We start from the raw sequence: 14,588 nt of genomic DNA, 5'->3' as shown, positions 1-14,588 counted from the left end.
CACTATGCTAAGCGCATCGTCACTTTATGCTGCGATTGATCTGGGCTCCAACAGCTTTCATATGTTGGTGGTGCGCGAAGTTTCCGGAAGTATTCAGACCGTCGCGCGTATTAAGCGCAAGGTGCGTCTGGCTGCGGGCCTGGATAAAAATAACCATCTTTCCGTCGAGGCGATTACGCGCGGCTGGGAGTGCCTGAAGCTCTTCTCCGAACAGCTGCAGGATATCCCGTCTGAACAGATTCGCGTTGTCGCTACCGCTACGCTGCGCCTGGCAGCCAATGCGAACGACTTTCTTTTTACCGCGCAGCAGATTCTTGGCTGCCCCATCAACGTTATCAGCGGTGAAGAAGAAGCGCGCCTGATTTATCAGGGCGTCGCGCACACCACCGGCGGTTCGGACAAGCGGCTGGTGGTCGATATCGGCGGCGGCAGCACCGAGCTGGCTACCGGCGACGGCTCGCACGCCTCTGTGCTCTTTAGCCTGCCTATGGGGTGCGTCACCTGGCTTGAACGCTTTTTTAGCGACAGGCATCTGGCGAAAGAGAATTTCGCCGCCGCCGAGCAGGCCGCACGCGATATGATCCGCCCGATTGCCGCGCCGCTGCGCGCTCATGGCTGGGAAGCCTGCGTCGGCGCCTCCGGCACCGTACAGGCGTTGCAGGAGATTATGGTGGCGCAGGGCATGGATGAACGCATCACCCTGAGCAAGCTCCAGCAGCTAAAACAGCGCGCCATTCAGTGCGGCAAGCTGGAGGAGCTGGAGATCGAAGGATTAACGCTGGAGCGTGCGCTGGTTTTCCCCAGCGGGCTTTCGATTCTGATTGCGGTATTCCAGGAGCTTGGCATTGAGAGCATGACTCTGGCTGGCGGCGCGCTGCGCGAAGGGCTGGTTTACGGCATGCTCCACCTGCCGGTAGATCGCGATATTCGCAGCCGAACCATCCAGAACGTACAGCGTCGTTTTTCCATTGATGTGGAACAGGCGGCGCGCGTGCGTCAGGTGGCGGACGTTTTTTTCCGCCAGGTAAGCACCGTATGGAAACTGGATCAGCGCTGTCGAGAGCTGCTGCTCAGCGCCAGCGCGATACATGAAATCGGCCTCAGCGTCGATTTTCGCCAGGCCGCACAGCACGCCGCCTATCTGGTTCGCCATCTCGATTTACCCGGCTTTACCCCCGCGCAAAAAAAACTGCTGGCCTGCCTGCTGCAGAACCAGAGCGGCAGCATTGATTTAGCGCTGCTTACCCAGCAAAACGCTTTGCCGCCGCGTCTTGCCGAGCGCCTGTGCCGATTGCTGCGGCTGGCGATTATCTTTTCCAGCCGCCGTCGCGACGATACCCTGCCTGCGGTGCGTCTGCAGGCTGACGACGATACGCTGCAACTTACTCTGCCGACAGACTGGCTGAACGCGCATCCGCTGCGCGCCGAGCTGCTTGAGCAGGAGAGCCATTACCAGTCCTATGTGCACTGGCTGCTGACCATCGCCTGATTTAAGACAGGGCTTTTTAGCCCTTCTTCGCCTTCTCCAGCATCGCTCGCAGTCCGGCAACCCGCGTTTGCCCGGTTTTCATTCGCTCTTCTGCGCTGACGACTTTGCGCTCGGTTTCCCAGACGACATCATCCTGCGGCAGCTCCAGCAAAAAGCGGCTCGGCTCCGGACGCACCAGTTCGCCATACTGACGCCGCTCGCGGCAGAGCGTAAAGGTCAGCTCTTTCTGCGCGCGCGTGATGCCGACATAGGCCAGACGGCGCTCCTCTTCGATATTGTTCTCATCGATGCTGCTCTGATGCGGCAACAGTCCCTCTTCCATGCCGACCAGGAAGACATAGGGGAACTCCAGCCCTTTCGAGGCGTGCAGCGTCATCAGCTGCACCTGATCGAGGTCTTCGTCGCTTTCGCCGCGCTCCATCATGTCGCGCAGCGTAAAGCGCGTCACCACCTGCGTCAGCGTCATCGGCTCATCGATATCGCTCCCTTCCAGCATCTCCGTCATCCACTGAAACAGCGTGTTGACGTTCTTCATCCGCATCTCGGCCGCTTTCGGACTGCCTGACGTTTCGAACAGCCAGCTTTCGTAGTCGATGCCGCGGATCAGATCGCGCACCGCATTGACCGGCTCGCGCTCGGTCATCTGCACGATCTCATGCAGCCAGTGGGTAAAGCGCTGCAGGTGCTCCAGACCGCGCCCGCTCAGCGTCTGGCCTAATCCGACGTCGAAGCTGGCGTTAAACAGGCTTTTGTTGCGCAGGTTCGCCCACTCTCCCAGCTTTTGCAGCGTCGCCGGGCCGATCTCGCGACGTGGCGTATTGACGATGCGCAGAAACGCGCTGTCGTCGTCCGGGTTAGTCAGCACGCGCAGATAGGCGAGCAGATCTTTGATCTCCGGCCGCGAGAAAAAAGAGGTGCCGCCGGAAATGCGATAGGGAATGCGGTTCTGCATCAGCAGCTTTTCAAACACGCGCGACTGATGGTTGCCGCGATAAAGAATCGCATAATCTTTGTACTGCGTTTTATTGATAAAGTGGTGAGCAATCAGCTCGCCCGCTACGCGCTCTGCCTCATGATCTTCATGATTCGCAGTCAGCACCTTCAGCTCGCTGCCGAGACCCAGCTCGGAGAAAAGTCGCTTCTCAAATACGTGCGGGTTGTTGGCGATAAGGATATTCGCTGCTTTCAGGATACGCTGCGACGAGCGGTAGTTCTGCTCCAGCTTGACCACTTCCAGCGCCGGAAAATCCTCTTTGAGCAGCACCAGGTTTTGCGGCCGCGCGCCGCGCCAGGAGTAGATAGACTGATCGTCATCGCCTACCACGGTAAAGCGCGCCCGCGCGCCGACCAGCAGCTTCACCAGCTCATACTGGCTGGTGTTGGTGTCCTGATACTCATCCACCAGCAGATAGCGAATGCGCTGCTGCCAGCGTTCGCGGACCTCCTGATTACGCTGCAGCAGCAGCGTCGGCAGCAGGATCAAATCGTCGAAATCGAGCACGTTGCAGGACTTCAGATGCTGGTCGTAAAGGCTGTAGCAGTGGGCGAAAATATTGTCGCGCTCGCTACGCGCCAGCGCGGCGGCGCGCGGCGGATCGACCAGATCGTTCTTCCAGTTGGAAATAGTGGAAATCAGCTGCTGTAGCAGCGTCTTGTCCTCTTCCAGCCACGGCTGTGTCAAATCTTTCAGCAGTGCCAGCTGGTCGGTATCGTCGAACAGCGAGAAATTGGACTTCATGCCCAGCGCGGCATATTCACGCTTGATAATTTCCAGCCCCAGCGTATGGAAGGTGGAGATCATCAGACCGCGCGCCTCTTTCTTTCCCAGCGTCTGGGCTACGCGCTCTTTCATCTCGCGCGAGGCTTTATTGGTAAAGGTTACCGCCGCGATATGGCGCGCCTGATAGCCGCATTCGCGAATCAAATGGGCAATCTTGTTGGTGATGACGCGGGTTTTGCCCGATCCCGCTCCCGCCAGTACCAGACAGGGGCCGGTAACAAACTCGACGGCGCGTTGTTGGCTGGGGTTTAAACGCATAGTAAAAAATCGCTCAGTAAAAAGGGAGGAGGATGAAATAATGGGCGGCCAGTATACACAATCAGAGGACTATCATGGCGAAAACCGCGGCGGCTTTACACATTCTGGTGAAAGAGGAAGCGCTGGCTCACGAGCTGCTGGCGAAGCTGGAAAAGGGCGCCAGTTTTCAGCAGCTGGCGAAGAAGCACTCTACCTGCCCTTCCGGGCGCAACGGCGGTGACTTAGGCGAGTTTCGACAAGGCCAGATGGTGCCGGCCTTTGATAAAGCGGTCTTCACCTGCCCGCTGCTGAAACCTTTTGGGCCGGTGAAAACCGCATTTGGTTATCACATCATTAAAGTGCTCTACCGCAGCTGATTACTTTTTGCTTTTCATCTGCTGCAGCACGTTGCTGCACTGGTTATCCTCGTTGTCGCTTGGGCTGATTAACGCCAGCAGCGCGGCGGCGGGGCCTACCACGGTGCCGAGCGCCACGGCCGCCGCGCCGCGCGCCAGCAGGGGGCCAGCTTTTACTCCAGCGTCTGGATTTTTGAAGGTGCCGCGTACATAAAGCGGCGAACGCAGCGTCACGATGCGGATGCCTTTACTCTCTGGATTAATCGAAAGATCCAGACGCTCGCTGGCGAAGTTGGCGTTGCCGGTAACGTTGATTACCGCGTTTTCGGTGTCAAACACAAACAGGTTCGGCGTCGCCACGCCGTTTTGCAGCTTCACATCCGTCGCAGCGCAGTTAATACGTACTTCATCGTCGCCAAAGAGCCTGCCGACCACATAGTTGCCGACGTTCAGCCCGGCGATCTCCATCAGGCTGCGGCTAATTACGCCGTCGTTCATCAGCAGCTTAAGCTGGCCGTTACTGGTCGCCAGCAAGTCCGCCACTGAATTGCCGGTGCCGGTAAAGCTGGCGTCGCCGTTCAGCTGCCCCAGGCTGCGCCGCATCGCTTCAACATTCGGGAAGAGCTGCCGCAGATGCAGGCTCCGCGCGTGAATATCGGCGCGGCCGCGCATCGGCGATTTATCCCCTTCGAGACGGATAGTGCTGTTAAGCGTGCCGCCCGCCATGCCAAAGCGCAGCGGATCGAGCAGCAGATCGCCATCTTTTAACTGCAGATGCGTATAAAGATCGCTTAACGGCAGCGAACTGCCATGTTCGATGCGTTTGCCGGTGAACTTCACGTCGGCATCCATCACGTCCCAGTTTTTGGTGTCAAAGCTGTCATGCGGCAGCACGCGATCGGCGGGCTGTGTCGATTTACCGTCTCGTTTCGTCTTCGCCTGTTCGGTTTTCTTGCTGCCTTTGCCGGAGTCGACGCCGATAAGCGGCCCCAGATCCGCCATACGCAGCTGTTTCGAACTCAGCTCACCCACCAGCGCCGGACGCGGTTTGCCCTGCGTGTAGGTAAGCGAGCCGTGAATATCGCTGTCGCCGATATGGCCGTTAAAGTTCTCGTAATGGTATTCCGGCCCTTTTTTCCCGGCGAAACGGGCGATCAGGTGACCGTCAGTTTCATAAGGTGGCGTGTCAGGCAGCAGTACGCCGGTCAGGCCGTAAAGGTTAGCGAGCGTATCGCCGGAGAAGCGCAGTCGCACATTCACGCCACCGAGATTCATGGGATCCTGAATGCCGCCCGTGACCTGCACGCGCGTGGTGCCGTTACGCACATCGGCCTGAATGGGGAATGGCGTCGTTTTGCTGCGCAGCGAGAGCATGCCGCCGGTTTTGCCTTCGCCTTCCAGCTGCTCGTTGTTATAGGTGCCGCGCGCTTCCCAGCCGAAGACAAAGTCTCCCGCGCCTTTTTGCGCATCGCTGCCGCCTGCCACCTGCCCGTAAGCCACCGGTTTACCGAGCGGATTAATTTTTACCGTGACGTCAGCTTTATTAACCGCATCGCGGTAGCGCACCTGGCCCTGGTCGAACAGAATATTGTCGAGGCGGAATGACCAGGCGGATGGCGGCGCATTGGGATCGGCGTTATCGCTGTTGGCAAGATTGAAGGTCCAGTTGTTCTTTTTATCGGCAGTCTGAATCAGCCGCGCATCGGGCTGCTGGAGTTTGATCCATGGAATGTAGATCTCCTTATGCAGCAGCGCCAGCGGCGCCAGGGTCGCGTCGACGCGCTCCAGATGCACCATGGTGACCTCCGCCATTTCAGGCGGATTGCCTAATATGATGTCCTGCGCGTGAACATGGGGCCAGGGGATCCAGCTGCGCCAGCCTGGCTCATTGCGGTTGCGCTCCCAGGCGACGCCCAGATCGCCGCGAATCGCGAACTGGCGGTTCAGCTCCGTTGAGACCTTCTGATTGATGGTGGGCTTCAGGCGATTCCAGTCAAAAGTCGCGATGATCACTATAATCACCACGATCAGCAGCAAAAGAATCCCGACTATCCAGCTAACAATTTTTCCTGCGCGCGACATCTCGCTTCCTCCTTGCCTTTCCACAGTCTCCGTTAAAGATAGTCGAGACGTTGTGGAAGGGCATCAGGCAAGCTGAAGCGGCAGATAATTAAGTTGTGAGAAAGGGACCGGCTTTGAAAAAAAGTAGCCTTGCGCCGCCATCGCGGGGGAACAGCACACCTGCCGCCACTCCTCTTCGGTTTCAACACCTTCGACGATAACGCCGTTACAGTAGCGGTTAATCAGCGCCAGCAGCATAGAGAAGAGTGCTTTACCCTCTTCTGTTCCGCGCAGCAGGATAAACAGCTCGCGCGACAGCTTGATGTAGTCATACTTCAGCTCCGTCAACGCTGAAAAGTTCGCCATGCCGGAACCGAAATCATCCAGCCACAGCGGCCCCAGCTCCGGCATCTGCGCAATCATCTCTTCCTGCGGCAGCGCGTGATGCTCGGTCAGCTCGAAGCGCACCCACGGCAGATCGGTGATTAAACGACGAATCGGCGGATGCTGCTGGATTGCCATAAGCGTCGGACCGTCGATATTCACCGACGCGACTACCTGATTGTCGCAAAAAAAATGCTGCCACTCTTTCAGCAGCGCCAGCTGTTCATGGACCACATGCAGACGCTGGTTAATCGCCAGCGCCTCGAAGTAAGCCTCCGGCGACAGCCGTTTCTCCGGCGCGGTCGGATGCGTGACCGCCGTCAGGATTTCAATTGCCAGCAACCGGCCCGATACCTGATATATCGGCTGGAAAGTGTAGAATCGTTGGCATTGCTGCCAGAAGAGACGCGCTTCCTGTTGTAGGTTGATGTCAGCTGAAGAAGGTAGCCAATGACTAATATTCTTCATCACCATGGTTTTTTCCTGGTTGTTGGCGAGTGCCATGTGTCAGCTCAGCGGCAAGTATCGGCTGTTCCCGCCATATCTTTATCCGCCTGCCGGACACATAAGACTACAGAGTGTAACAACCCAAATCGGACGCAATCGTGAAAAAAAGCCCGGCTTTGTCCGCTAAATCGCCGCAAAGACAGGCTTTTTTTTAACTTAAGTGGAATTAAAACGTCGTTTTAAAAATCATTGACGTCTGCCATACCAGACGCGAGACTAAGGCACTATTTCACTACAGGCCAAATACCATGACGCATAAAAAAATAGCCATCATCGGCGAGTGCATGATTGAGCTGTCCGAGAAGGGTGAGAACATTAAACGCGGCTTTGGCGGCGATACGCTGAACACGGCAGTTTATCTGGCGCGCCAGGTCGACGAGGCGCAGCTTAGCGTCGATTACGTCACGGCGCTGGGCATCGACTCCTTCAGCGATCAGATGATCGCCGCCTGGCAGCAGGAAAAGGTCAATACCGGCTTAATCCAGCGGCTGGAAAACAAAATGCCTGGCCTCTATTTCATTGAAACCGATGATAAAGGCGAGCGCACCTTCTGGTACTGGCGCAGCGACGCCGCCGCGCGCTACTGGCTCGACGCTCCGCACGCCTCCGCTATTGTTGACGAGCTGGCGCACTACGATTATCTCTACCTGAGCGGCATTTCGCTGGCGATTTTGCCCGCCGATAGCCGCGAGAAGCTGATGGCGCTGCTGGACCGCTGCCGCGCCAGAGGCGGTCAGGTTATTTTCGACAATAACTATCGTCCTCGCCTGTGGGCCGACAAAGCAAGCGCGCAGCAGGCCTACAGCGCCATGCTGCAACGCACCGACATCGCTTTTCTGACGCTGGATGACGAGCATCTGCTGTGGGGCGAGTATCCGTTAAGCGCGGTGATTGAGCGCACGCGCGCGGCGGGCGTCAGTGAAATCGTGATTAAACGCGGCGCGGACTCTTGTCTGGTCGCGATCGGCGACGATGCGCTGATCGATGTGCCAGCGATGCGCCTCGATCCGGCGAGCGTGATTGATACCACTGCCGCGGGCGACTCCTTTAGCGCGGGCTATCTGTCCCGGCGTCTGACGGGCGGTTCGCCGCAGGCGTCTGCCGAGCGCGGCCACCTTACCGCCAGCACCGTTATCCAGCATCGCGGCGCGATCATTCCGCTGGAGGCGATGCCGAAATAAAGCCATGCCAGTCTACCGGGGCGGGTTATTTTCGCCGCTGAATGGCCAGCCAAAACAATATTGCATTTGTGTTAGCGCCCGATATTAAGCGGTAAATATTAGTTAGCATCACAGCAAAGACTGGCGTTGATTTTTATGCGTGCGCCAGTCTCGCTTTTTCGACCTTAATCCTTATCTCTCCTCACTCCAGGCATAGTCTGAATCCTTCTCTGCGCCCCGTTTTCGGATGGACGACCGCCGAAAAAAAGACCATCTTTTCTTCAATAACAGCAGGACGCTGTTTATCCGGCCGCGACAAAAAAATTACAACACTCCTCGCATCAGGACCGTTTTATGCACACAGAAATTATCAATATCTGGCCAAACGGCGACGCGCCAGGCGCCAGCGATTCGCGCGCGCAGCCGCAGATTGTCGATCTGGCGAAAGAGTATGAGCCTTACGATCGCGCCGCCACGGGCGTGCGCTGCCCGGAGATCGCCATCTGGCATCCCGAAGAGTCTAACGGCATTACGCTGCTGGTCGCGCCGGGCGGCGGCTATCAGCGCGTGCTTATCGATCGCGAAGGCAGCGCGCTGGCGACGTTTTTTACCGCGATGGGCTATACCCTGGCGGTCATGACCTATCGCCTGCCCTACGACGGCCATCACGAAGGCCCGGACGCGCCGCTGGCGGATGCACAGCGTGCGGTGCGCGTGCTGCGCGAACGCGCCCAGCGTGGTCTGAACGGAAAATATATCGTTATGACGGGCTTCTCGGCGGGCGGCCATGTCGCCGCCAGCCTGGGAACGCGCTTTGCCGAGAAAATCTATCCGGTACAGGACGGCGCGGATAATTTCTCGCCGCGTCCGGACGCGATGGTGCTGGTCTATCCGGTGATCAGTATGCGCGACGGCATTGCGCATGAGAGTTCGCGCACGCGCCTGCTCGGCGCCTGGCCCGATGAGAAAACCATCGAAGCCTATTCGCTGGAGACGCGCGTGCATGCGCAGACCCCGCCAACGCTGCTGATCCACGCAGCGGATGATGAAACGGTCTCGGTGAACAACAGCATGGCGTTTTTCAGCGCGCTCCGCGAACATAAGGTGCCCGCAGAGCTGCACTTCTATCAGAAAGGCGGCCACGGATTCGGCATCCGCGGCGTAGCAGATCTGCCCCTTGCCAGCTGGCCGATGCTGGTGACCGAGTGGCTCAGGGCGAAGACCTGAGGGATCAGGAGGAAGGCGGCGCGCTGTCGCTGGCGCTGCTCTCCTGCGGCGCGGCGTCAGCTGCCGCTGGCGGCGCCATCACCTTATCCCAGATAGCCTGCAGGCTTTTGACGTTAGTCTCCGCCTCGCCTTCCGGCTGCATCAGCACCATGGTTAGCTCCTGCGACAGCTGCTGACGCAGCTCCTGATTCAGCTGATCGCGCGTCAGGCCGCTCAGAAACGCCTGACGCAGCTTCTGATACTGCTCAGGCGCGATATCCACCACGGCATTCTGCTGCGAACGCAGACGCTGGCTCATCAGCACGTCGGTATCGGTGCGCGCATAGGTAGCGAACAGCTTGTTCAGCTCCAGCAGCTTCTGCGCCATCAGCGCATCAAACTCCTCCTGCGGCAGCCCTTTGTCGCGTACTTCGGCCAGCTCGCGCGCCACCATAGTCAGGCCCGGCTCCAGAGCGTCGTTGCGCGCGTCGAGATTAACCGAGCACTGAGCGCGCTGGTAGAGCACGCGGCAGTCGAAACCGACCTGCAGGTTTTGCGTTTTGCTGTCGCCCAGCGTGCGCTGCAGATGCCAGAACAGCGCCTCGCGCGCCAGATCGCTCTGCCAGTAGCGCTGCAGATTTTGCGAATCGCGAATCGGCTGCCAGGGGGTATCCCATACCAGCGCCAGCCTGTCCTGGCTTATTGCGCTATTGACCAGATTGATTGGCTGATGCGGCAGCGGCGACAGGGTTGGCAGCGGCGCGGGCGTGCTGCGCTTGCCTTTCAGCGAGGAGAAGGCTTTATTGATCTGCTCTGCCAGGCTGCGGCTCTCAACGTTGCCGACGACATAGAGCGTCATGGCATCCGGCGTGTACCACTGCTGGTAGAAATCGTTCAGCGCGTTCAGGTCGACGGGCGCGCGCGGCTGCTCGGCGGGATCGTGCGCCAGCAGCGTTGAGCCTTTCAGGCGGTAGCGCCACCAGACGTCCTGGGTACTGGCAGGCCAGGTCGCGGTGGGATCGGAGGCGCTCAGCGCGGTGCTGACCACCTGCTCGTTAATGGACATCTTGCCCGCCGTCGCCGCCAGCCAGTTGAGCGCTTCTTTCAGCAGCTCCGGGCGGTTATTGGGCAGGCTAAGGTTATACTGGGTAAAGTCGTAAGAGACGATCGCAGGCGGCAGCGGATGCTGCGGATCCATCGCCTGCTGCCACAGCGCGCGCTGCTGGTTGGTGTCGAGCGCGGCGTTGTGCACCATCGCCAGACGCGGCAGAAGATGACTGAAGCCGCTCTGCTGAGTGGTTTCCACCAGCGATCCGGTATTCACCACCATGCGCAGTTCAATGCGATCGCTGGGGCGCTGCGGCGTAGTCAGCAGCTGCCAGCTCAATCCGTTATCCAGTTTCCCTTCCTGCCAGGCAGGATCGGGCTGCAGCGTTTCGGCATAAGCGCCAAAACTGGCGGCCACCCACGCTAACCCCCCAACCAAAAGCCGAATTCTGGTGCCCTGCATGTGAACCTCTAATCTAAAAGTCGTTATCACTGGCACGTTTCGCCGTTGTAATACGCGGTGAGTTTTTCTCTTTTTAGCCGCGTCGTTTTTCGACAACAGAGTCTTTGACCACGTGAAGGCCAGGATGTCGCGCAACGAAGTGAAAAACCATGAAAAAAATAAGTGGGCATTATTATGCAAATGCCCGCTGTCAGGGCAAGCAACAGCGGGCATTTAGAGGGTTTTTGCTAAAAAGCGGTAGTTATACGGAGGTTTCCGGCACTTTTTTCGCCTTTGCATTGCCGGAAAGCGTCGCCTTTAACTGGTTTTCATCCAGCTGGCCGACCCACTTCGCCACCACCACCGTCGCCACGCCGTTGCCGACCAGGTTAGTCAGCGCGCGCGCTTCAGACATAAAGCGGTCGATGCCGAGGATGAGCGCCAGACCCGCTACCGGCAGGTGGCCTACCGCCGACAGCGTTGCCGCCAGCACGATAAAGCCGCTGCCGGTCACGCCCGCCGCGCCCTTCGAGGAGAGCAGCAGCACCACCAGCAGGGTGATCTGATGGAAGATATCCATATGCGCGTTGGTGGCCTGGGCGATAAATACCGCCGCCATGGTCAGGTAAATCGAGGTGCCGTCAAGGTTGAAGGAGTAGCCAGTCGGAATCACCAGCCCCACGACCGACTTTTTACAGCCCAGCTTCTCCATCTTATCCAGCATACGCGGCAGCGCAGATTCAGACGAAGAGGTACCAAGCACAATCAGCAGCTCTTCTTTGATATAGGCGACGAAGCGGAAGATATTGAACCCGGTGACGCGCGCGATAATCCCCAGCACCACCACTACAAACAGCACGCAGGTAATATAGAAACAGACGATCAGCTGGCCGAGCTGCACCAGAGAACCGACGCCATATTTACCGATGGTAAAGGCCATGGCACCGAACGCGCCGATTGGGGCAAGGCGCATGATCATATTGATGATGCCGAAAATAACCTTCGAAAAGCTCTCAATCACGTTAAAGATCAGCGTGCCGGCACTGCCGAGACGATGCAGCGCGAAGCCGAACAGAATCGCGAACAGCAGCACCTGCAGGATATTGCCGCTGGCGAAGGCGCCGATGACGCTGCCTGGGATCACGTCCAGCAGGAAGGCGACCACGCCCTGCTGCTCCGCCTGCTGGGCATAGACCGCGACCGCTTTCGCATCCAGCGTCGCCGGATCGACATTCATGCCCACGCCCGGCTGCAGTACGTTAACCACCACCAGACCAATAATCAGCGCGATAGTGCTGACGATTTCAAAATAGAGCAGCGCGACGGCGCCTGTGCGCCCTACTGCCTTCATGCTTTCCATGCCGGCGATACCGGTCACGACCGTACAGAAAATCACGGGCGCGATGATCATCTTGATCAGTTTGACGAAGCCATCTCCCAGCGGCTTCATTTGCGTGCCTAGCTCTGGGTAGAAATGGCCTAACAGAACACCGATGCCGATGGCTAACAGCACCTGAAAATAGAGGCTTTTAAACAGTGAAGTTTTCATAAGATGTGTCCACTACAACAGGGTTGTGAGGTTGTCGTTTTAGTGTGTCCGCAAGTAAAGCGCTCCCCGGCGCTGGCGGTTGGCAAAAAATAACACCCTGTTAACGGGATTAATACAGGCCTACAAAGGCCGAGGGTTTTCTGAAAACGCAACTATGAACTGAAACGCTTCAGCAAGACCTTTTGTAACTAATAAACGCGGGAAATCAACGGATCAGGTTGTTAAAACTTTTCGGTTAAAAGGAGTGACGCGCAAGCGCCCCGCTGCGCTGGCAGGGCGGAAGGAAAGGAGGAGGCATTCACTGATGACGCTTCTGCCCTGTTACTGGTCAGAAGCGAGAGCAGGCAGCCAGGCTTGCGTAAACCGCTCCAGCGGCAGCGCTTCGGCATAGAGATAGCCCTGGCCGATATGAATACCGCGCGCCAGCAGCCAGTCGCGCTGCTCTGCGGTTTCGACCCCTTCGGCGATAACGTCAAGATCGATGATTTCAGCGATGGCCGCCACGATGCGCACCATGGTGTCGTCATCCGGCAGCGCGGCGACGAAGCTGCGATCCATCTTCAGCTTGTTGACCGGCAGCGACTTGAACTGATGCAGGTAGTTGAGATTGGAGTAGCCCATGCCGAAATCGTCCAGCGCGACCGCGACGCCCACCGTCTGCAAAGAGCGCAGCAGCGCCATCGCCACTTCGGCATCGCCAATCTGCGCGGTTTCGGTAATCTCCAGCACAAAACTGCCGGGCGCAATCTGGTGACGCTGCAGCAACCCCTGCAGATGATTCACCATGCTGGCGTCACGCAGCTGTACGGCGGAAATATTAACGCTGAGCGGGATGAAGATGCCGCGCTTCTGCCAGCCAGCGAGAATCCGGCACGCCTCTTCAAACACCCAGCGCCCGATGGCAGCGATGACGCCGATCTCCTCCGCGCTGGCGATAAACTCCTCCGAAAGGCCGTAGCTGCCGTCCGGCATGCGCATACGCAGCAGCGCCTCCGCACCCGCCAGCTCGCCGGTTTGCATATTGATCTGCGGCTGAAGAAACAGCCGGAACTGCTCATCCTGCAAACCCTGCAGAATGTCATGCTCCTGCGTCAGGCGCTTCTGCGCGCGCTCGGTAAGCGCCGCATCGAAAAATAGGATCTGGTTTTTACCTAAATGACGCGCTGACATCATCGCCGAGGTAGCGCGATCGAGCTGCTCGTTGGCGGAGAGGTGCTCTTCGTCATACAGCGCAAGGCCGATGCTGGCATTAGGCCGCAGCTGGAGCTGATGCAGCGTCACCGGCTGGTTAAGGCGGATCATCAGATTGCGCGCCAGGCGCATCGCGCGAAACGGCGTACTGGCGCGCTTCATCAGCAGCGCGAAGTCGCTCGGCCCGGTTTGCGCCAGCAGCGTATGGTCGTCGATGGTGCTGCGTATCTTCTCGACCAGCGTCAGCATCAGGGTGTCGCGCTGCTCGTCGCTCAGTACGCCGTTGGCTTCCTGCAGCGTTTCGATGCGGATTACCATCAACCCAAACCCTTTGCTGTGGCTGCGAAGATGCTGATCGACCAGCGCCAGGAAAAGCGCGCGGTTGGGCAAATCCGTCACGGCGTAGTGGGTGGTCAGGCGACTCATCTCATCATGCACCGACTCCAGCACCTGCTGATTGCGGTTATAGCTGCGGATCAGCATGCCGATCTCATCGTCACGGTGGCTGGCGGGCAGCGTCAGCTTGTGGGTGAGGATCGCCTGCGGCGGGAGCTCCTGCAGCTCGCGCGAGATATTGCGCAGCGGATGGACCACCAGCCGGTTGATGCACCAGCTGATCGCCACCGACAGAATAAGCGCCAGCAGCAGATAGGTGGTGACCATGGTAGAGACGGTGCTGAGGATAAACTGGTAAACGCGCGTGGAGTTGGCCTGCAGCACCAGATAGGCGAGCGGCTTGGGCGAAGCGCTGCTTTCGACCGAATAGAGCGGCACAGTGATCTGCACCGGCAGTTCGAACAGGCGAGTAATCAGCAGCGGGATCGGCTTTTCATTTTCGAAGCTGGCGTGCAGCGCCTGAAAGGCGTTAGGCAGAACCACGTCGGCACGCGAAAGGACGCCAGCAGGCTTCAGGGTTTGCAGAATGCGCTCGGCCTGGGCGATATCCGCTTTCAGCACCGCCTCGGAGAGCGGTTGCCGTACGGTATGCGCAATATTCTCCATCTGCTGGGCGTAGTCGATCCTGCGCTGTTGCACAAAATGAAACAGTTGAATGACGATAAAGACAGAGACGGTTATCAGCGCCACCGCAGATACCGTCGCCATTTGCTTTATCGTAAGTGAACGGCTGACGCGCAAAATCTTCTCCAGGCTAAAAAGCACAGCTATCAGACAGGAAAA

10 protein-coding genes are annotated in these 14,588 nt (G+C 58.2%); 4 read left to right on the top strand and 6 right to left on the bottom strand.

From position 1 onward, the window contains the following. Positions 1–4 precede the first annotated feature (4 nt). The gene (gene gppA / locus MHZ89_RS18860) at positions 5–1,489 is read left to right on the top strand and encodes a guanosine-5'-triphosphate,3'-diphosphate diphosphatase (RefSeq protein WP_311784244.1); all 1,485 of its coding nucleotides are present in this window, start codon (positions 5–7) and stop codon (positions 1,487–1,489) included. Positions 1,490–1,505: 16 nt separating this feature from the next. On the opposite strand, the gene rep is transcribed toward gppA, so the two are convergent. After that, positions 1,506–3,527, bottom strand: coding sequence for a DNA helicase Rep (gene rep / locus MHZ89_RS18855; RefSeq protein ID WP_120457973.1), 2,022 nt, complete (start codon positions 3,525–3,527; stop codon positions 1,506–1,508). Positions 3,528–3,601: 74 nt separating this feature from the next. On the opposite strand from rep, the gene ppiC reads away from it, so the two are divergent. Continuing rightward, positions 3,602–3,883 carry a peptidylprolyl isomerase PpiC gene (gene ppiC / locus MHZ89_RS18850; RefSeq protein ID WP_126690489.1) on the top strand — a complete coding sequence of 94 codons (282 nt, stop codon included), beginning with the start codon at positions 3,602–3,604 and terminating at the stop codon, positions 3,881–3,883. On the opposite strand, the gene MHZ89_RS18845 is transcribed toward ppiC, so the two are convergent. Then, a complete protein-coding gene (locus tag MHZ89_RS18845; protein WP_311784243.1) occupies positions 3,884–5,944 on the bottom strand; it encodes an AsmA family protein in 2,061 nt (686 codons plus the stop codon). Between the two features lie 63 nt (positions 5,945–6,007). Next, entirely contained in the window at positions 6,008–6,781 is a 774-nt protein-coding gene (gene pdeH, locus MHZ89_RS18840; protein ID WP_311784296.1) for a cyclic-guanylate-specific phosphodiesterase, read from the bottom strand. A gap of 281 nt (positions 6,782–7,062) precedes the next feature. Between pdeH and MHZ89_RS18835 the strand changes: the two genes are divergently transcribed. Together MHZ89_RS18835 and MHZ89_RS18830 are read left to right on the top strand one after the other, a co-directional pair. Next, complete coding sequence (locus MHZ89_RS18835; protein ID WP_311784242.1) at positions 7,063–7,995, top strand: sugar kinase; 933 nt, start codon at positions 7,063–7,065, stop codon at positions 7,993–7,995. A gap of 333 nt (positions 7,996–8,328) precedes the next feature. Further along, entirely contained in the window at positions 8,329–9,201 is an 873-nt protein-coding gene (locus MHZ89_RS18830; protein ID WP_120457981.1) for an alpha/beta hydrolase, read from the top strand. A gap of 4 nt (positions 9,202–9,205) precedes the next feature. Here the strand turns inward: MHZ89_RS18830 and MHZ89_RS18825 are convergent, their stop codons facing one another. From MHZ89_RS18825 to hmsP, 3 genes are all read right to left on the bottom strand, one after another. Further along, positions 9,206–10,690, bottom strand: a complete 1,485-nt coding sequence (locus MHZ89_RS18825) for a pitrilysin family protein (RefSeq protein WP_311784241.1) — start codon at positions 10,688–10,690, stop codon at positions 9,206–9,208. A 241-nt stretch (positions 10,691–10,931) separates the two neighbouring features. Continuing rightward, the gene (locus tag MHZ89_RS18820; protein WP_311784240.1) at positions 10,932–12,218 is read right to left on the bottom strand and encodes a dicarboxylate/amino acid:cation symporter; all 1,287 of its coding nucleotides are present in this window, start codon (positions 12,216–12,218) and stop codon (positions 10,932–10,934) included. A gap of 321 nt (positions 12,219–12,539) precedes the next feature. Next, entirely contained in the window at positions 12,540–14,546 is a 2,007-nt protein-coding gene (gene hmsP / locus MHZ89_RS18815) for a biofilm formation regulator HmsP (RefSeq protein ID WP_311784239.1), read from the bottom strand. Positions 14,547–14,588: the final 42 nt, after the last annotated feature.

Source organism: Pantoea sp. ACRSB (assembly GCF_022346905.1).
Lineage (GTDB): Bacteria > Pseudomonadota > Gammaproteobacteria > Enterobacterales > Enterobacteriaceae > Pantoea > Pantoea piersonii.
This window is presented reverse-complemented; position numbering and strand designations above follow the sequence as displayed.

What these genes read in the sequence shown, in the direction of transcription:
- MHZ89_RS18845 (WP_311784243.1), bottom strand. Translation starts at nt 5,944, where the DNA reads ATGTCGCGCGCAGGAAAAATTGTTAGCTGGATAGTCGGGATTCTTTTG.
- gppA (WP_311784244.1), top strand. Translation starts at nt 5, where the DNA reads ATGCTAAGCGCATCGTCACTTTATGCTGCGATTGATCTGGGCTCCAAC.
- pdeH (WP_311784296.1), bottom strand. Translation starts at nt 6,781, where the DNA reads ATGGTGATGAAGAATATTAGTCATTGGCTACCTTCTTCAGCTGACATC.
- MHZ89_RS18830 (WP_120457981.1), top strand. Translation starts at nt 8,329, where the DNA reads ATGCACACAGAAATTATCAATATCTGGCCAAACGGCGACGCGCCAGGC.
- ppiC (WP_126690489.1), top strand. Translation starts at nt 3,602, where the DNA reads ATGGCGAAAACCGCGGCGGCTTTACACATTCTGGTGAAAGAGGAAGCG.
- rep (WP_120457973.1), bottom strand. Translation starts at nt 3,527, where the DNA reads ATGCGTTTAAACCCCAGCCAACAACGCGCCGTCGAGTTTGTTACCGGC.
- MHZ89_RS18820 (WP_311784240.1), bottom strand. Translation starts at nt 12,218, where the DNA reads ATGAAAACTTCACTGTTTAAAAGCCTCTATTTTCAGGTGCTGTTAGCC.
- MHZ89_RS18825 (WP_311784241.1), bottom strand. Translation starts at nt 10,690, where the DNA reads ATGCAGGGCACCAGAATTCGGCTTTTGGTTGGGGGGTTAGCGTGGGTG.
- MHZ89_RS18835 (WP_311784242.1), top strand. Translation starts at nt 7,063, where the DNA reads ATGACGCATAAAAAAATAGCCATCATCGGCGAGTGCATGATTGAGCTG.